Source organism: Nocardia sp. NPDC057663 (genome assembly GCF_042799895.1).
In the GTDB taxonomy this organism is placed as follows: Bacteria; Actinomycetota; Actinomycetes; order Mycobacteriales; family Mycobacteriaceae; genus Nocardia.
The window spans coordinates 470,453-489,280 of record NZ_JBHVHX010000003.1; the positions used below are offsets into that span (position 1 = coordinate 470,453).

Below are 18,828 nucleotides of genomic sequence, written 5' to 3' on the forward strand. Positions count from 1 at the left end.
GAAATTACGTGACGGACGAACGACGTCTGGCCCGCGACCCGATCGCCATCGTCGGGATGTCGGGTCTGCTGCCCAAGGCACACACCCACCGCGAGTACTGGCAGAACATCATCGACGGCGTCGACTGCACCTCCGAGGTGCCCGCGTCGCGCTGGAGCCTGGACGACTACTACGACGCCGACCGCTCGGCGCCGGACAAGACCTATTCGCGCCGCGGCGCTTTCCTGCCCGACGTCGAGTTCGATCCGCTGGAGTTCGGCATGCCGCCGAATCAGCTCGAGGTCACCAGCACCATGCAGACCCTGAGCTTGGGGGTCGCACGGGATCTGCTCATCGACGCGGGCGCGACCGGTTCGCAGTGGTACGACCCGGCGCGCACCGGCGTGGTGCTGGGCACCACCGGCCCGGTGCCGCTGATGCATCCGCTGGCCGCGCGCCTGTCGACCCCGGTGCTCGAGGAGGCGGCCCGCTCGGTCGGCCTGTCCGACAGCGACGTCTCGGAGATCTCGCGCCGCTTCGTCGCCGCGTTCGCACCGTGGGAGGAGAACTCCTTCCCCGGTCTGCTCGCCAATGTGGTGGCGGGCCGTGTCGCCAACCGGCTCGGGCTCGGCGGCATCAACTGCACCGTCGACGCGGCGTGCGCGGCCTCGCTGGCCGCCATCCGCACCGCGATCGCCGAACTGCAGGACGGCCGCGCCGACATGATGATCACCGGTGGCGTCGACACCGAGAACTCGATCTTCATCTACCTGTGCTTCAGCAAGGTCGGCGCGCTGTCGCCGACCGGCCGGATCAGCCCGTTCGCCGCCGAGGCCGACGGCACCCTGCTGGGCGAGGGCATCACGATGCTGGCGCTGCGCAGGCTGGCCGATGCCCGCCGCGACGGCAACCGCGTCTACGCGGTGATCCGTGGTCTCGGCTCCTCCAGCGACGGTCGCGCCAAGAGCATCTACGCGCCGGTCGCCGCGGGCCAGCGGGTGGCGCTGGAGCGCGCCTACGCCGACGCCGAGTGCTCGCCCGCCGACGTGGAGCTGATCGAGGCGCACGCCACCGGTACCGCGGTCGGCGACAAGACCGAGCTGACCGCGCTGAAAGGGCTGCTCGCCGACGCGAGTTCGGAGACCGGGTTCGCCGCGCTGGGCAGTGTGAAGTCGCAGATCGGGCACACCAAGGGCGCCGCGGGCACCGCGGGCGTGATGAAACTCGCGCTCGCCCTGCACCAGAAGATCCTGCCGTCGACGATCAATGTCGACGCGCCCAACAGCGAGATCGACGCCGCGCACACCCCGTTCTACGTCAACACGAAGACCCGGCCGTGGGTACGCGACCCGCAGCGCCCCGTGCGCCGGGCCGCGGCGTCGGCAATGGGCTTCGGCGGCACCAACTTCCATCTCGTGCTCGAGGAAGCCGACAGTGAACGCGGGCAGGTGCTGCATCGTGTGCCCCGCGCGCACCTGTGGCACGCGCCGGATGTCGCGGGCCTGATCGACGTCGTCCGCAGCACCCCAGGCACCGACGGCGGCGACATCCCCGCCGACCACGCCCGCATCGGTTTCGTGTCCGTCGACGAGGACACCGCCGCCGATCTGCGCGCGCTGGCCGTCGACGAGATGGTGCGCAATCCCGAAGCGGCACACTGGGATCACCCTGAGGGTGTCTACTTCCGCGCCGCGGCGCTGCCGGAGGCGAAGGTCGGTGTGCTGTTCGCAGGCCAGGGCAGCCAGTACGTGGACATGGGTCTGGATGCGGCGCTGAACAATCCGCCGGTCGGCGCGGCCTTCGACGCCGCCAATGCCGCGTTCGTCGGTGCCGGGCAGCGACTGGGCGCGGTGGTGTTCCCGCCGCCCGCCTTCACCGAGCAGGCGCGTGCCGAGCAGGAATCCGCCCTGCGCCGTACCGAATTCGCGCAGCCTGCGATCGGCGCGCTCGCGGCGGGCCAGTTCCGGGTGCTCACCGAGTTCGGTCTGCGGGCGCACGGTTACCTCGGCCACAGCTTCGGCGAGCTGACGGCCCTGTGGGCCTCGGGCGCGCTGAGCACCGAGGACTTCTGCACCCTCGCCCGGGCGCGTGGCGCGGCGATGACCGTGGCCGACGGTGCCGAGGCGGGCACGATGGTGGCCGTCAACGCACCGCGCGAGGACGTCGCCGAGGCGCTGGCCGATCTCGGCGATGTGTGGATCTGCAACCACAACGCCCCCGATCAGATCGTCGTCGGCGGCGGCCCGGAGGGCATCGCCGCCTTCACCGCGCGGAGTGCCGACAAGGGCTGGGCCACCCGGGATCTGCCGGTGGCCGCGGCCTTCCACACGCCCTATGTCGCGCACGCGGTGACCGAATTCGGCGCCGCGGTCGACGAAGTCGACATCACCGAGCCCGACGCACCGGTCTACGCCGACACCGCGGGCGCGTCCTACGGCGCCGACGTCGCCGCCAACCGGGCGACGCTGACCGCGCAGCTGAGTCAGCCGGTCGAGTTCGTCGACGCGCTGCGGGCCATGCACGCCGACGGGTGCACCGTGTTCGTCGAATGCGGTCCCAAGCAGGTACTCACCTCGCTGGTGCGGCGCACCCTCGGCGACGACGTGATCGCCTTCGCCACCGATTCCGGCCCCATCGGCAACGGCGATGTGGCGCTCAAGCGTGCCGCGGTGCGCCTGGCCGTCCTCGGTGTCGAGATCGCGGGCATCAACCGCTACGCCGCCACCGAAACCCGGCCGGGCGCCCCGGCCGCCGACAGGATGACGGTAACCCTGTCGGCGCCGGAATACGTGCCTGACAGTCGCCGTACCGCCTACGCCGAAGCGCTGTCCGGGGACTACTCGGTTCAGCTCGCCGCGTCGCGGCCCCCAGCGGCTACCGAACCCGTCGCCGCCTCGATCCCCGTATCAACAGCCGCGCCGCAACCGTTCGCGGTGCACCAACCGGTGGTAGCCCCGACCGTGGAGGAACAGCTCGTGACCATCCCCGCCCCCGGCTCGTCCGCGTATCGGACGAGCGACTCGCTCGACACCGCCCTGGTGCAGCACCTGGACACCCACCGGCAGTACCTGGACGGCCAGCTCGACCTGGCCCGTGGCCTTGCCGGCGCGCTGAGCAAGGGCACGCTCGACGAGAACACCCTGCGCGCCATCGAAGCGGTGAAGGATCACGGCATCGCGATCAGCGAAAGCCACTCGCGGGCCGGCGACGTGCTCGCCCAGCTGGCCGAGCTCGAGGGCGGCGCGGCGGTGACCGGCCCCCGCGCCGTGGCCGTCACCCGGCCCGCCATGCGGGCGATCACCGCCGCACCCGCGGTGCCGGCGATCGCCGCGCCGACTCCCGCACCGGCCCCCGCGCCCACCAACGGGCACGCTTCTCCGGTCGCTCCCGCGGCGAATGGTGCTGCCGCCACTGCGGCTCCGGCACCTGCTGCGCCCCAGCCCGCCGCTGTCACGCCCCAGCACACTCCTGCCGTGCCGCAGGTCGCTGCCACCGTGCCGCAGGTCGCCGCGCCCGCCGCCGCGATCACCGGTGACGCTGTCCGCGCCGCGCTGCGTGAGGTCGTGGCCGACAAGACCGGCTACCCGGTCGAGATGGTCGACCCCACCATGGATCTGGAAGCCGATCTCGGCGTCGACTCGATCAAGCGCGTGCAGGTGATCGGCGCGCTGCAGGAGCGCTTCCCGTCGCTACCCAGCCTGGGCCCTGAGCAGCTGGGCACCCTGCGCACACTGGACCAGATCGCGGACCTGCTCGCCACCGCGGACAGCGCCTCTGCCGCGCCCGCCCCTGCCGCGCCCGCTCCCGCCGCGGCCGCCCCGGCCGACGCTGCCGCCCCGGCCGACGCTGCCGCCACCGCCGACACCCTGCGGCAGGCCCTGCGGGAAGTTGTCGCCGACAAAACCGGTTACCCGGTCGAGATGGTCGATCCGACAATGGATCTGGAAGCGGATCTCGGCGTGGACTCGATCAAGCGGGTCCAGGTGATCGGCGCACTGCAGGAACGGTTCCCGAACCTGCCCAGTCTCGGACCCGAGCAGCTCGGCACCCTGCGATCACTGGATCAGATCGTGGCCGAGCTGGCCGGGGGTGATGTCCACCCAAAAGCTGAGGCCGCGGCCGAAACGCCGCGGCACGTCGTCGAACTCGTCGGGCTGGCGCCGGTCGACCTGGCGGTCGATCCGTATCGCCTGGCTGGTCGTGCGCTGGTGGTCTGCCTGGATCCTTCGGCCGAGACCGATGCCGAGGCGATCGAGGAGACACTGCGCGAACGGAGCTGGACGGTGCAGCGAGTCGGCCCGGCCGACACCGTGCGCGGCCCGGCGGACGTGTGTGTCGTCGTGGCGGGCGTCGCGTCGGAATGGGACCAGGCCGAACACATCCTGACCGAGGCCATCCTGTTCAGCGGCCGGGTTCTGCCCGCACTGCGCGGTGCGAGCGGTCGCGCGGGCTATGTCACCGTCACCCGCCTCGACGGGCACCTGGGTCTGCTCGGTGACGCCGATCCCGTACCCGCGCTGCTGGGTGGTCTCGGTGGTCTGGTGAAGACCCTGGCCGCCGAGGAACCGGCACTGTTCTGCCGTGCCCTCGACATCGCCCCGGCAGCGACACCGGGACGGGTGGCCCAGATCGTGCTCGAGGAGCTGTGCGACGCCGCGATCGACACCATCGAGGTGGGCATCGACGGCTCCGGTCAGCGGCGCACTCCGGTGCCGAGCGGGCACAAGCCCGCCGTCACCACGGAGATCGTCAGCGCTGCAACAGCGTTCGCGCCTTCGGTGCTGACCGCCGACGACGTACTGCTGGTGACCGGCGGCGCCAGAGGTGTCACCGCCACCTGTGTGCTCGCCCTCGCCGAGCACAGCGCGGCGCGATTCGTCCTGCTCGGCCGGACCCGGCTGACCGGCGAACCGGTGTGGGCTGATGGCGTCGCCGACGGCGACCTCAAGCCGGCGGCGGTGCGCGCGCTGGCCGGAACCGGCGTGAAGCCGAAGGATATCGACCGGGCATGCGGCGAGATCCGTGCCGTCCGCGAGATCCGTTCCACCCTGGCGACTCTCGGTGATCGCGCCGACTACCTGGCTGTCGACGCCACCGACGCGGCCGCGCTCGCCGAGGCGATCGCACCGTGGCGCGAGCGTGTCACCGGTGTCGTGCACGGCGCGGGTGTGCTGGCCGACTCCCTGATCCCGGACAAGACGGCGGACTCGATCGGCCGGGTTCTGCGCCCCAAGATCGGTGGTCTCGCCGCCGTCCTGGCCGCGGTAGGGGAGCCCAAGGACCTGGTCCTGTTCACCTCGGTGGCCGGCTTGTTCGGCAACACCGGGCAGGCCGACTACGCCGCGGCGAACGAGGCCCTGTGCCGCTTCGCCGTGAGCTGGCGGCGCAGGCATCCCGGCCATCGGGTCACCGCACTGGACTGGGGCGCCTGGGACGGCGGCATGGTGACCGCCGAACTGCGCGAACACTTCCAGACCCGCGGCATCCCGCTGCTGGCCCCCGCGGCGGGCGCCGCGGCGTTCACCGCGCAGTTCACCGCGGACCGCAGGCCCGAACCGGTGCTGCTGGTCGGCGCGGCGACCGCACTGTCGACGGGCGAATGCCCGGCCGCACCGGTGCGCGCCCGCCGTGACATCACCGGCCTGGTCGACGAGCCCGTGATCGCCGCCCATCAGATCGGTGCGCACATCGTGCTGCCCGCCACCTTCGGGCTCGGCGCGATGATCAACCTCGCGGAGCGAACCCGCCCGGGCCGCACCGTGATCGGGGTCCGCGACTACCAGGTACTCAAGGGGCTCGTCTTCGATCATCCGGTCACCGCACTGGAGATCGAGCTCGAACCCGTCGCCGACGTCGACGGCCGGACCGCGGTGCGTGCCACCGTGTTCGGTGACAAGGCGGTCCACTTCCGGGCGACCCTGCTGCTCGCGGCAGGTCCCGAGGACGGGGGCAGCCAGTCGATCGTGGCCGGTCCGGGAACCGGTGCCGAGCGAATCTACGCCGACGCCGTCCAGTTCCACGCGCCGGCATTGCAGGGCCTGCGCACCATCCGGTCCGAGAGCGACAGCGCGATCGTCCTGGAGTGCTTCCTGCCCACCGGCCCGGTCGCCGACGGCGCCTACGCGGGCCGGCTGCACGATCCGGTCGCCGCCGACCTGATCCTGCAGGGCCCGCCGGTCCTCGGCCACCGCCTGCTCGGCGCGGCGTGCCTGCCGCTGGGTGTCGGCCGGATCGACTACCACCACCCGCTGCCTGCCACCGATCCGTTCGTCCTGGTGGTCGACAACCCGCGCGCCGGGCGGCTCGAAGCCCGCATCGACGCGACCGCACTGGCCACCGACGGCACAGTGCTGCAGCGCTTCTCGGACGTCACCGTCCTCACGACGCCCGATCTGACGGAGAAGTTCCAGACCTCGGTGAGGGAGTGGACCCGATGACAATCCTCGATTTCGACGGCATCGCCTTCGACCCGGTCGGCGCGGTCGACGCACGGACCGGGCAGGCGGAGCTGTCCACAACGTTCATCACGCAGGCGCCGGAGCCTGCGCCCACCTCGGCGGTCTCGCTGTACTCCGATGCAGCAGTGATTGATTCGGTGCCGAGCCCGATCGCCGAACTGCGCACCGGAGTCGTCACTGCGCACCGCGCCGCCCTCGCCGCACAGGTCGCCATGCAGCGCGCACTGTGGGTGCGGGCGACTGGTTCGGCGACATCCGGCGACGAGGCTGTCGCCACGGCGGACACCGGCCGCACAAACGGGCAGCGCGGTCACCGCGGGACCCGCGAAGCAGGTCGCGTCACCGGGATCGCGGCGCGGGAAGGTGCGTTCAAGCCCTTGGCGCGGACCGGCCGCACCCATCTCGACCGGGCGGCGCTGGCGCTGCTGGCCGAGGGCGCGGTCACGGAGGTCTTCGGGCCCGCCTATCAGCGCGACGGGGTCGAGGTGGCTGTCCGCCTCGCCGCTGGAGAACCGCTGGTGCTCAGGGAAATCGAGCTGATCGAGCTCTACGGCGGGAGTGGCGACGGCCGCGTGGTCGCCCGCTACGAGGGTGCGCCCGGCGCGGCCGGGCGGCAGGCCGCCGAAGTCTTCGCCCTGTTCACCGGCATGCACCTGTGCCTGTCGCGCAGCACGCTGACCGGCGCAACCCGGGTTGTGCCTGAGCTGACCGCGGCCGGGACTGAGACGACCTCGGTCGTGACCGGTTCCACCGCTGCCGGAACCGGGGCGACGCAGGGCACCCTGGAGCTCGTCGTCACCGGCCTGGATCTCGTTCCCCGCCCGCACGTCACCGGCACCGTGAGCTTCTCGGGTGGTGCGCCGAGCGTGGCCGTCGAGGTCGCGGTCACCGAACCGGCCGGCTCGGGCGTCGGCCCGGGCAAGGCAGTACCGAGCCTGCTGCTCAACGAGTTCCACATGACCCACCTGGCCCGCGGCGACCAGGCGATCGCCATGGGCCCGGAGTTCGCGGAGTACACCGGCGTCCGCGCGACCCGCCTGCCCACCGGCGGCCTGCTCCTGGTCGACCGGGTCCGCGACTTCGACGGTGCGCGCGGCACTCTCGACCACGCGTCGTACACCACCGAATACGATTCACCCGCCGATTCCTGGTACTACGCCGACACGGCGAACGACTCCATGCCGCACTTCGTGTACATGGAGACCTCGCTGCAGGCGGCATTGCTCATGGGCTACTACGCCGGACCGACCCTGACCCAGCCCGGCACCACCCTGAGCCTGCGCAATCTGGGCGGCACGGCAACGGTGCTGCGCCAGGTCGATCTCCGTGACCGCACGATCGAGCAGTCCTCCCGGATGCTGTCGACGACGATCCTGCCCGGATCCTCGCTGCAGACCTTCGATTACACCCTCAGCGTCGACGGTGAACCGTTCTACACCGGCGAAACCATGTTCGGCTACTTCAGCGATGAGGCACTGGCCAACCAGACCGGCCTCGACGCCGGTCGCCCCGCGCCGTCCTGGCTGGCCGAGAACCCGCAGGCACCGGTGCGGACGATCGACGTGGCCGCCCGCCGCGCCGACCTGGCCGCACCATTGTGCTCGCGCCGCACCCTGACCCTGATCGACCGGGTCGAGGTCGTCGACGGTGGCGGCAAACACGGTGCGGGATACCTGCATTCGCTGCGCGCCATCGACCCCGGCGACTGGTTCTTCACCCGCCACTTCCATCTCGACCCGGTCATCCCCGGCTCGCTCGGCGTCGAATCGGTGATCCACGCCGTGCAGGAATGGCTCGTCGACGCGGGCCACTCCGAGGGCATGGCCGATCCGGTGTTCCGGATCCCGGCGGGTATCCCGTTCAGCTGGCGCTACCGCGGCCAGTTCCTGCCCACCGACGGCACCGTCGAGCTCGAAGCGCACATCAAGGCGCTGCACCGCGGCCCGCACGGCGTGACCGCGGTGGTGGACGGTTCGCTGTGGAAGCCGGGCCTGCGGATCTACGAAGTGACCGACCTGGCCGTCGAACTCGTCGATCGGGCGGCGCGATGACCACGATGCGCACCCCCTCGGTGGCGAGCACCGTCGAGGAGATCACCGCACTGCTGCTCGACCTGGACGCCCCGGTCTGGATCGTCCGCACCGACGGCCGGGTCGGCGCCACCGCCGACGAGGCCGTGGCGGCCGGGGCCCAGGTACTGGCGGCCGTCGCGCCGCTGCCACCGGAACGCCTCGGCGACAGCGCTTTCCGCACCGCGCACGGTGTCAGGGCGGCCTATGCCGCCGGCGCGATGGCCAACGGCATCGCCGCACCCGCACTGGTGAAGGCCATGGCACGCAACGGCTATCTGGCCGCGTACGGTGCGGCCGGTGTCGCGCCGTCCGTGGTCGACGCGGCGCTGGGCGAGCTGGCCGGGGAACTGGGCGCACAGCCGTTCGCCTGCAACCTCATCCACAGTCCCAGCGAACCCGCGCTGGAACGCGCCATCATCGACGCCTGCCTGCGCCACGGCGTGCGCTGCGTGGAGGCCTCGGCCTTCATGGATCTCACCGCCGAGGTGGTGCGCTACCGCGCCGCCGGACTCGCGGTCGACCGGCAGGGCGGCATCGAACGACGACACCGGGTGATCGCCAAGGTCTCCCGCGTCGAGGTGGCCGAGCTGTTCCTGCGCTCTGCTCCGGTGCGGCTGCTGCGCGACCTGGTCGCGGCGGGCCGGATCACCGAGGAGCAGGCACGCCTCGCCGAGCAGGTGCCGATGGCCGACGACATCACCGCCGAGGCCGACTCGGGCGGCCACACCGACCGCAGGCCCCTGACGGTCCTGCTGCCCGAGCTGATCGCGGCCCGCGACCGGCTGGTCACCTCGGTCACCGGTGCGGGTCAGGTCCGCATCGGTGCCGCGGGCGGCCTCGGCACCCCGGACGCCGTCGCGGCGGCCTTCGGGCTCGGCGCCGCCTACGTGGTGACGGGGTCGGTCAACCAGTCGGCCAGGGAGGCGGCGCAGTGCGACGCCACCAAGAACCTGCTGGCCCGTGCCGAATTCGCCGACTGCGCCATGTCGCCGTCCTCGGACATGTTCGAACTCGGTGTGCAGGTGCAGGTCCTGCGTCGGGGCACCATGTTCGCCGCCCGCGCCCAGCGCCTCTACGACACCTACCGCGCCTACGACGGACTCGACGCACTGCCCCCGACGCTGCGCGCCGAGCTCGAGTCGGCGCTGTTCCGCAGGCCGCTCGACGAGGTGTGGCGGGAGTGCGTCCGGTACTTCACCGAACGCGACCCCGCCCAGCTCGCGGGCGCCGAGCAGGACCCGAAAGCCAAGATGGCGTTGGTGTTCCGCTGGTATCTCGGTCTGTCCTCGGGCTGGAGCATCCGCGGCGAAGCCGACCGGGTCGCCGACTATCAGATCTGGTGCGGCCCCGCGATGGGCGCCTTCAACACCTGGGTGGCGGACACCTATCTGGCCGCACCGGAGAACCGTGCCGTCGCCGATATCGCGGGCCAGCTGATGTTCGGCGCCGCCTACCTCACCCGTGTCGCCCAGTTGCGGACCGCCGGTGTCCGGCTGCCCGCGGCCTGCGCCCGCTACGTCCCACGTCCGCTGGAGGACCGATGACCATCGTCGAGACCGGAACCGCGACCATCGGCACCGCCTGGATGCTGTGCCCGGCCTGCCAGACCGTGATCTATCTCAAACGCTACGAACGCGCCGACCGGGTCTGCCCGGAATGCGACGACCACGGCATGCTCACCGCCGATCAGCGCATCGACCAGCTCCTCGACGAGGATTCGGCCACGCCGATCGCCACCGCGGCGACCGTCACCGACCCGCTCGCATTCACCGACACCCGCGCCTACACCGAGCGCGCGGAGCAGGCGCGCACGGCGACCGGCCTGCCCGAGGCGATCCGCTGCGTGCGCGGCACCGTCGACGGCACCCCGATCGTGCTGGCGGTCATGGACTTCCGCTTCCTCGGCGGCAGTCTCGGCAGCGCCGTCGGCGAAGCGGTCACCGCCGCGGCCGAAGCGGCACTCGCCGATCGCGCGCCGCTGGTGCTCGTCACCGCCTCCGGTGGGGCGCGGATGCAGGAGGGCATCCTCGCGCTGATGCAGATGGCCAAGACCAGCCGCGCGCTGCGCCGCCTCGACGACGCGGGCGTGCTGACCGTCTCCGTCATCACCGACCCGACCTATGGTGGCGTGGCCGCCTCCTTCGCCACCGCCACCGACATCATCGTCGCCGAACCCGGTGCGCGCCTCGGCTTCGCGGGCCCGCGGGTGATCCAGCAGACCATCGGCCAGACCCTGCCCGCCGGCTTCCAGACCGCCGAGTTCCTCCTGGAACACGGCATCGTCGACATGATCTGCCACCGCTCGGCACTGCGCGCCCGCCTGGCGCGGCTGGTCGCGATGACGAACCGCCCACTGCGCCGCACCGGGCCCGGCGACGCGGACGCGGTCATCACCGACCCGGCCGCGCTCACCATCGGTGAATCATGGGATCGCGTACGCGCGGCGCGCAGACTCGGCAGGCCGACGACCCTGGACTATCTGGCCGCCGCGTTCGACGATTTCGTCGAATTGCACGGCGACCGCATGTCGGCGGACTGCCCCGCCATGATCGCCGGCTTGGCTCGGCTCGACGGGTTGCCGGTCGTGGTGATCGGCACCCAGAAGGGCCACACCGGCGCCGAACTGACCGAACGTAACTACGGCATGCCGACGCCCGCGGGCTACCGCAAGGCGGTGCGGGTGCTGCGGCTGGCCGCCAAACTCGGCCGCCCGGTCGTCGCGCTGGTCGACACGGCGGGCGCCTACCCCGGCATCGAAGCCGAGGAACAGGGCCAGGCGGTCGCCATCGCCGAATCGCTGAAACTGCTTGCGGGACTGCCTGTTCCGGTGATCACGGTGATCACCGGCGAAGGTGGCAGCGGGGGAGCGCTCGCGCTCGCGCTGGCCGACCGGGTGCTGGTGTGCGAGAACGCGGTCTACTCGGTGATCAGTCCGGAAGGCTGCGCCGCCATCCTCTGGAAGGACCCGGCCGCCGCGCCGCGCGCTGCCGCAGCCCTGCGGGTCGACGCGGCCGCGCTGCTCGAACTCGGCATCGCCGACGCGGTAATCCCCGAACCGGACGGCGGCGCCGACCGTGACCCCGTCGGCGCGGCCGCCCTGCTGCGGCGGGCGGTGCGCCAGGCCGTGCACGAACTGCGCGCCTGGCCGACCGCCGACCTGCTCGCCCAGCGGCACAGCCGATTTCGGGCCTACGGTCTGACTCGGCCGGAAAGCCCGGCAGCGCGATGACCGCTTCCGTCTGCGGGCTCGATGTCACCGGCGATGTGCCGCACACGGTCTCGCTGCGCCCGCAACGCCAGAGACGCTGCCGCCGTCGACCATGGCGACGGTCCGCGTTCCGCCAGATCTCGGGAGAACCCATGGCCGACTTCCTGATCCGCAACCCGTGGACGGTGCTGCGGCAGGGCCTGCATCTCACGGCACGTACCGACCCCGCCCCTTCGACTCGCCCGCACCGAGAGCCAGGAGACCCGATGACCGAGTCAGCGACCAGCGAATCCACCCAGCGGGCGGTGAGTGCCACCGACGCCGATCACAGCCTCGCGGTGCTCACCCGGCACGCGATGTCCGTGCGCGCCACCGCGTCCGCCCCGACGTCGGTGACCGTCGCCAACGGCCCCGTGCTGCTCCGCATCACCTGGGACGACGGTCCCGCCTCGGCGCCCGCCGTCGGCCACGAACCCACGGGGGCCGAGGCCGGACGGCTCTCACTGGTCACCCCAGCCGCCGCCCCGACACCCACCGACCGCACCGAAAGTGCGCCCGCCGCGGACACCTTCACCCTGACCGCGGAGACCGTCGGCGTGTTCTACCGGTCGCCGGAACCCGGTGCGGCGCCGTTCGTTTCGGCCGGTGACCCGGTGCGCGCGGGCCAGCAGGTCGGCATCATCGAGGCGATGAAGCTGATGATCCCGGTCACCGCGACCAAGGAGGGCGTGGTCGCCGAACTGCTCGTCGAGAACGGTGACGCCGTGGAGCACGGCCAGCCGCTGATCGTGTTCGAGGCGCTACGGTGACCCGCCCCCTGCGCAAAGTGCTGATCGCCAATCGCGGCGAGATCGCGGTGCGGGTCATCCGCACCTGCCGGGAACTCGGCATCGCGACCGTCGCGGTGCACTCGGCCGCCGACCGGGACTCGGCGGCGGTTCGGCTGGCCGACGAACGCATGCAGATCGGACCGGCCCCGGCTAAACGCAGCTACCTGTCGATCCCCGCGATCATCGAGGCCGCCCGCGCCACCGGCGCCGACGCCATCCACCCCGGTTACGGATTCCTGTCCGAGGATCCGGATTTCGCCGAGGTGTGCGAGGCGGAGGGGTTCGTCTTCGTCGGCGCGCCCGCCGCCGTCATGGCCCGGCTGGGCGACAAGTCCACGGCCAGGGCGCTGATGGCCGACGCGGGTCTGCCGCTGCTGCCCGGCAGCCGCGACCCCATCGACGACGCCGAGGCGGCACGGGCGCTGGCCGAGGAGATCGGCTACCCGGTGATCATCAAGGCCGTCGCCGGTGGCGGCGGCCGCGGCATGCGGGTGGTGCGCGACAGTGACGATTTCGGCGCCGCCTGGCAGCACACCAGGGCCACGGCCGCCGCGGTCTTCGGGGACGGCAGGCTCTACCTGGAGCGCTATCTGGAATCGGCCAGGCACGTCGAGGTGCAGATCCTCGCCGACACCCACGGCACGGTCGCCCACCTGGGCCTGCGCGACTGCTCGCTACAGCGCAGGCACCAGAAACTGGTCGAGGAATCGCCCGCCCCCGGCCTGCCGGCCGAGCTCGCCGAACGGATCGGCGCCGCGGCCGTGCGCGGCTGCGAGGCGGCCGGCTACGTCGGCGCGGGCACCGTGGAGTTCCTGCTCGGCCCCGACGGGCAGTTCTACTTCATGGAGGTCAACTGCCGGTTGCAGGTCGAGCACCCGGTCACCGAGATGGTCACCGGCGTCGATCTGGTCGCCGAACAGTTGCGCATCGCGGCGGGTGAACCGCTGTCCCTGCCGGCCGATGTCCGCCCGCGCGGCGTATCGATCGAGTGCCGGATCAACGCCGAAGATCCGGAACGCGAATTCGCCCCGGCCGCAGGCACTCTCGTCGAGTGCGCGCTGCCCGGTGGTCAATTCGTGCGCGTCGACACCCATGTCACTGCGGGCTATGCGATTCCCCCGCACTACGATTCGCTGCTCGCCAAGGTCGTCGTCTGGGCGCCGGACCGCCCGGCCGCCATCGCCCGCATGCGCCGCGCCCTGGCCGAAACCACCATCACCGGTACCGGCGTCGCCACCACCACCGATTTCCTGCACGACATCCTCGACCACCCCCGCTTCCGCGCCGCCACCCACGACACCGCCCTCATCGGCACCTTCACGGCCCCGGCCACCACCGCCGCCCGCTGACGCATCCGGAACAGTGCTTACCCGCGGGCCTTCCTGTTCCGGACTCCGATCATAGGGTGCCGGCACCCTCGCGGCGACCGGCGATCGTGGCTGGTCGTCGTCGAGTTAACACATTCCGGAATTCCGGCGCCCGGGTGATGGGTGATGAATTCCGCACCCCAGGGTTTCTATCCGGGCGAGCAGCTGTTCCCGACACTTTGTTTACCGACGCACACGGCGACGGAAACGAAGATAAGGAACCAAGAAATGCACACCATCGACATCCTCGACACCGATATCGCTCGCGAGCTGGACGCGCTCGAGGAACTCTTCGCCCTCCCCGCGGACGATTCCGATCGGTCCGGCTACATCTACGCCTACCGGTACTGATCACCCGTTCGGCCGTCGCCGGGGGCGAGGCAGCCTGCTTCGCCCCCAGACCGTGAAGGAATTCCTTTGAGCGTCAGGCATATCGAATCGGTCCATGAGCTGGCGGACAACAGATATCTCGTCACGGGATACGAAGCCGCGATACAGCTGCTCGCGGACCGCCGGATGTCGAATGATCCGGCCAACGGCACGGATCGGCATTCGGATATCGCCGCGCAGTCGGCGGCGACTCAGCGCCACAGCACGAGCATGCAGATGTGCGACGGGGCGCGGCACACCCGGCTCCGGCGCGCGGTGGCGCCCACACTCACGCCACGCCGCTACGACGACCCCGTGGAGCGCATGCGGGGGCGGGCCACCGGCCTGCTCGACGCGCTGCTCGCGCGCGGCGGCGGCGACCTGGTCGCCGAGTTCGTGCTTCCGCTGGTGTTCTCCGTGATCTGCGAACTGCTCGGGATACCGGAAGCCGACCGCGACCGCGTGCTCGCCTGGGCCGAGGCCTCGACCATGCCCGATCCCGAGGTCAGCGAGCCCGGCACCGCCGCGCTGGACACCTACTTGGCCGCACTGCTGGCCGCCAAGGCCGAGCAGCCCGCCGATGATCTGAGCAGTGAGCTCGCCGCGTCCAGAGCCGCGGGCCGGCTCTCGGACGCCGAAGCCGTCGGTACGGCCGCGCTGATGATCGTCGCGGGCTACGAGACGACGGTCAGCTTCGTCAGCGTGTCCACCTTCACCCTCCTGATGGCGCCCCGGCTCCAGTGCGCGCTGGCCCGGCAGCCGGAGTCGCTGCCCGCGGTCGTCGAGGAGCTGTTCCGCTACCTCACTCCCACCGCGGGCACCTGGACCCGGTTCGCCATGGACGACGTGCCGATCGGCGACATCGTCATCCCGGCAGGCAGCGCCGTCGTGGTGGATCTCGTCGCCGCCAATCGCGACCCGGACCGCTTCGACCATCCCGATCGCCTCGACCCGGCCCGCACCGACACCAAGCATCTGGCCTTCGGGCACGGTCCGCACTACTGCCCCGGCGCCACCCTGGCCCGCAGACAGGCGCAGGTCATCCTCGGGGTCCTGCTCCCGCGCCTGTCCGAGTTGCGGCTCGCCGTCTCCGTCACCGACGTGCGCTGGCACCGGAATCGCTTCAGCAAGCGACCCAGCGCGCTGCCGACAACCGTCATCGACTCCCGCTCGGAGGTCATCGCGTGAACGCGACCATCCCGACACTCACCCGTCGCTACGTTGTGCTGAACGTCCTCGGCTGGCTGCCGACCGGGCTCTGCGCACCGGTGCTGATCCTGCTGCTGGCCGCGCGCGGGATCGACATGGCGACGATGGGCGCCCTCCTCGCGGCTTACGGTCTGACCGCCGCCGCCCTCGAACTGCCGACCGGCGGGCTCGCCGATGTCGTCGGCAGGCGGCCGGTGCTGATCGCCGCCTCCCTGCTGTTCTTGGTGTCGGCGGTGTCGCTCGGGATCGGCACGAGCGTGCTCGTCATCGCCGCCGGAATCCTGCTCGAGGCCGCGGGCCGGGCGCTGGACTCCGGGCCACTGCAAGCCTGGTATGTCGATGCCGTGCACGCGGTGGACGAGGACATGGACCTGACGTCCGGATTCGCGCACGGCCGCACCGCCGGATCGATCGCCCTCGCCGTCGGTGCGCTGGCGGGCGGTGCGCTCGCGGGGTGGGTCCCGGTGCCGTCGACCGGTGCCGGGCCGATCCTCGCGCTCTCGCTGCCCTACCTCGCGGCCGCGGGCGTCATCGTGCTCCGGATCGTGGTCCAGCTGGCCTGGGTCGGGGAGACGGTCCGCCGTCCCCGCGCCGATGTCCGTGCCGTGCTCGCCGATATCCCGCGGACGGTGCGGGTCGGCATCGGCACCTGCGCCCGTAACAGCGTGCTGCGCCGCATCACGGTGCTGTGCGGTGTCGTCGGTGTCGTGCTCGCGGCGGTCGAATTGCTCGCGCCGTTGCAGATCGCCGCGAGTCTCGGCGGGGACAGCCGGGCCGTCGGCGCCTTCGCCGTCTTCACCGCGCTGGGCGGCTTCGCGATGGCGGCCGGTTCGGCGGCATCGCCCACGCTGTCGCGGCTGCTCGGGTCCGTCCGGCGCACGGTGGTCGTCGCGCTGGTGCTGACCGCCGTCGCCGTCGCCGCGCTGGGTACCCCGATCCTGCTCCTGGTCGCCGCTGGATACGTGGGCGTCTACCTCGCGCTCGGGGCACCGGAACCGTTGCTGGACACGCTGACTCACCGCGCCGCGACCGCCGCGGAACGCGCCACCGTCCTGTCGGTCCAGTCGCTCGCCCTGCGGATCTGCGGTAGCGCAGGCGCGCTGGCGGCGGGCATGCTCGCGGCGAACGTCTCGTCCGCCGCCGTATGGGTCCTGGTCGTCGCGGTGCTCGGGCTCGGTGCCCTCGTCGCTACCGGGCTCCCCGGCGGCGACCGGTCGGCGGAGGCCGACTCGGCAGCCACCGACACCGGCGGGGTACTCGAGCTCGCGTGATGCCCCGCGGGGCGTGGCCCAGGGACCCCGGGCGAGCAGGCCGGATCCGGTGGCCGGACCGATCCTGCCGGTGGACACGGGCATTCGATGACATCGCCGGAATTGGCCGGGGCGTCACCGGCGGTTCGTGTGGTGCGGTCGCGGAATTCCAGCGAATCCGGTAAGCCGTACCTGTGAGGATCCAGCGTGGTCCGCGGCCCCGCCGTGGCGTCAGCGGACAGGTCGATGCGCGATGATCTGCCCGCATTGCAGCAGGGAGGTGCTGCGCCGCGAACGCGGAAACCGCACATGCGCGAAATGCAGGCGGGTGTTCGCGCTCGAACCGAAGGAGAGCCCGTTCCGGCTCCACGACGTCCGGATGCGCAAGCTGATCGAGCGGCTCGGGGACGGGCGGAATCTGCGCTACACGCTGCCGCAACTCTGGTACGCGGCGGCGCGCGGACGGGTGCCCGACCTGCGCGAGACGTTCTTCGGCCTCCGGATGGCGGTCTCGATGCTGATCGTCATCGCGACGATCATCGGGACCGTCGTCGTCGCCGTCAACGGCCTGGCCTTCTGGGCTGTCGGCATCGGGGTGGGGGTGGTCGTCCTGGTGGCGGCGAATCTGGTGCTGAACGCGGTGCGGCCCCGGTACCTGGCGACGACCTCGGTCAGGATGCCCGCCGGCTTCGACCGCTTCCAGCAGGAGGTGATCGCCCGGTGGACGCAGGTCTACGGCGCGCCGCCCCCGGGTTCGATAGATGGCCGAACCCCACTGCCGCCCGTGCCCGCGCGGCCGCGGTTCGCGGTGCTCTGTCCGGAAAGCAGTGTGCTGACCTGTCTTTCGGCGAACAATGTCGCGGGACTCTGGGGCATGGCACCCGTGGGGCGGATCGATCAGCTGCCGCCGGGTGTCCCCGTGCTGGTGCTGCACGACGCCAGCGTCCGCGGCATCACCTTCGTCGCCGACGCGCGCGCCGCCCTCGGCGCCAGGGTGGTCCCGGTCGGGCTCGCGCCGCGCGCGGTGCTCGGTAAGGAGAAGGCGGTGCGGTTGCGCGAGGGCAGGCCCACCGCCGACGAGCTGGCCCGGATCAGCGGCGAGCGACTGACGGCCGACGAACGCGCCTGGCTGGCCGACGGCTGGCAGACGCCCCTGGCGTCGGTGCCGCCCGCCAAACTTCTGGCGGCGCTGGGCAGCGCGGTGGAGCGGGTCGAGCGGGCCCTGAATCCGGATCGGCAGCGCGCCGAAGCGGTCGGGTTCCTGACATGGCCGACCCGGTGACGTCGGCGGTGCTGGGCCGGGCACTGCGGATCGCGGCGCGGCGGGCCGGTGCGCCCGGCGATCTGCGATTCACCGAACGCCAGCTCTACTACGAGCTCTGCCGCGTCCTGCTGCCGCTGCCGCGCGGACTGCGGCGTCCCACCTTCACCGTCCCGGCTCCCGTGCGCTACCCGGATTTTCGCGCCGCGCTGGCCGCGCACGGTCCGGTACCCGGCCTGCTGACACCCGAACCGCCCCGGGCCCGGCCCGCCGGTCGGCACACGCAGGAACCGGACCTGTTCGACTACGGCCTGCCGCGACTGCTGGTGTGCGAATCCACCGAGATCGCGCAGATGTTGCGCGCCAACGGCATTCCGATGGAATCGGCCTGTCCGGTGGTCGGCGCCGACGAACTGCCGCTGGACCCGCGCGTGGCGGGCATGCTGGAGCTGGTCGAGCGATCCGCGGTGTTCCTGCTCCACGACGCGAGCCCACACGGCCTGACCTTCCCCGACCGTGTGCGCGAGCTGACTCCGATTCCCGACGGCGTCCGGGTGATCCCGCTGGGATTGCGTCCCCGGCAGGCGGGCGCCCTGCACGCCACCCACCTCCCGGTCGTCGCGCCCCACGCCATCGACTCCGCGCTCGACCCGTGGGAACGAGCCTGGCTGCGTCGCGGCCGCGGCGTCGAGATCGCGGCGGTGCGCCCGGCCGCCCTGCTGCGCACCGTGCACCGCCTGGTCCGCGAGGTGCGGATCCGCGAGACGTCCACGCAGTGGAATCGCCTGCGCACCACCGGTTTCCTCACCTGGCCCACCGCATGAA

Annotated in this window: 11 protein-coding genes; all 11 read left to right on the forward strand. The window is 71.8% G+C overall.

Annotated elements, in window-relative coordinates:
* Positions 1-8: 8 nt before the first annotated feature.
* Complete coding sequence (locus ACFVAV_RS10235) at positions 9-6,416, forward strand: beta-ketoacyl synthase N-terminal-like domain-containing protein (protein WP_379032953.1); 6,408 nt, start codon at positions 9-11, stop codon at positions 6,414-6,416.
* Positions 6,413-8,488 carry a beta-ketoacyl synthase gene (locus ACFVAV_RS10240; RefSeq protein WP_379032956.1) on the forward strand — a complete coding sequence of 692 codons (2,076 nt, stop codon included), beginning with the start codon at positions 6,413-6,415 and terminating at the stop codon, positions 8,486-8,488. Before ACFVAV_RS10235 ends, ACFVAV_RS10240 begins: the two co-directional genes overlap by 4 nt.
* Complete coding sequence (locus ACFVAV_RS10245) at positions 8,485-10,053, forward strand: PfaD family polyunsaturated fatty acid/polyketide biosynthesis protein (RefSeq protein WP_379032959.1); 1,569 nt, start codon at positions 8,485-8,487, stop codon at positions 10,051-10,053. Before ACFVAV_RS10240 ends, ACFVAV_RS10245 begins: the two co-directional genes overlap by 4 nt.
* Positions 10,050-11,738: an acetyl-CoA carboxylase, carboxyltransferase subunit beta gene (gene accD, locus ACFVAV_RS10250; RefSeq protein WP_379032962.1), complete on the forward strand. Its 1,689-nt coding sequence runs from the start codon at positions 10,050-10,052 to the stop codon at positions 11,736-11,738. The genes ACFVAV_RS10245 and accD overlap by 4 nt, the downstream gene beginning before the upstream one ends.
* A gap of 245 nt (positions 11,739-11,983) precedes the next feature.
* Positions 11,984-12,526: an acetyl-CoA carboxylase biotin carboxyl carrier protein gene (locus ACFVAV_RS10255; protein ID WP_379032965.1), complete on the forward strand. Its 543-nt coding sequence runs from the start codon at positions 11,984-11,986 to the stop codon at positions 12,524-12,526.
* Positions 12,523-13,896, forward strand: coding sequence for an acetyl/propionyl/methylcrotonyl-CoA carboxylase subunit alpha (locus tag ACFVAV_RS10260; RefSeq protein WP_379032968.1), 1,374 nt, complete (start codon positions 12,523-12,525; stop codon positions 13,894-13,896). Before ACFVAV_RS10255 ends, ACFVAV_RS10260 begins: the two co-directional genes overlap by 4 nt.
* 246 nt (positions 13,897-14,142) lie before the next feature.
* Positions 14,143-14,265 carry a hypothetical protein gene (locus tag ACFVAV_RS10265; RefSeq protein ID WP_379032971.1) on the forward strand — a complete coding sequence of 41 codons (123 nt, stop codon included), beginning with the start codon at positions 14,143-14,145 and terminating at the stop codon, positions 14,263-14,265.
* Between the two features lie 66 nt (positions 14,266-14,331).
* On the forward strand, positions 14,332-15,471 hold the full coding sequence (locus tag ACFVAV_RS10270; protein WP_379032973.1) for a cytochrome P450: 1,140 nt from the start codon (positions 14,332-14,334) through the stop codon (positions 15,469-15,471).
* On the forward strand, positions 15,468-16,763 hold the full coding sequence (locus tag ACFVAV_RS10275; RefSeq protein ID WP_379032977.1) for an MFS transporter: 1,296 nt from the start codon (positions 15,468-15,470) through the stop codon (positions 16,761-16,763). Before ACFVAV_RS10270 ends, ACFVAV_RS10275 begins: the two co-directional genes overlap by 4 nt.
* 307 nt (positions 16,764-17,070) lie before the next feature.
* Positions 17,071-18,024 carry a hypothetical protein gene (locus ACFVAV_RS10280; RefSeq protein ID WP_379032980.1) on the forward strand — a complete coding sequence of 318 codons (954 nt, stop codon included), beginning with the start codon at positions 17,071-17,073 and terminating at the stop codon, positions 18,022-18,024.
* Complete coding sequence (locus tag ACFVAV_RS10285) at positions 18,009-18,827, forward strand: hypothetical protein (protein WP_379032983.1); 819 nt, start codon at positions 18,009-18,011, stop codon at positions 18,825-18,827. The genes ACFVAV_RS10280 and ACFVAV_RS10285 overlap by 16 nt, the downstream gene beginning before the upstream one ends.
* The last annotated feature ends 1 nt before the right edge of the window (position 18,828 follow it).

What these genes read in the sequence shown, in the direction of transcription:
- ACFVAV_RS10240 (WP_379032956.1), top strand. Translation starts at nt 6,413, where the DNA reads ATGACAATCCTCGATTTCGACGGCATCGCCTTCGACCCGGTCGGCGCG.
- ACFVAV_RS10245 (WP_379032959.1), top strand. Translation starts at nt 8,485, where the DNA reads ATGACCACGATGCGCACCCCCTCGGTGGCGAGCACCGTCGAGGAGATC.
- accD (WP_379032962.1), top strand. Translation starts at nt 10,050, where the DNA reads ATGACCATCGTCGAGACCGGAACCGCGACCATCGGCACCGCCTGGATG.
- ACFVAV_RS10255 (WP_379032965.1), top strand. Translation starts at nt 11,984, where the DNA reads ATGACCGAGTCAGCGACCAGCGAATCCACCCAGCGGGCGGTGAGTGCC.
- ACFVAV_RS10265 (WP_379032971.1), top strand. Translation starts at nt 14,143, where the DNA reads ATGCACACCATCGACATCCTCGACACCGATATCGCTCGCGAGCTGGAC.
- ACFVAV_RS10285 (WP_379032983.1), top strand. Translation starts at nt 18,009, where the DNA reads ATGGCCGACCCGGTGACGTCGGCGGTGCTGGGCCGGGCACTGCGGATC.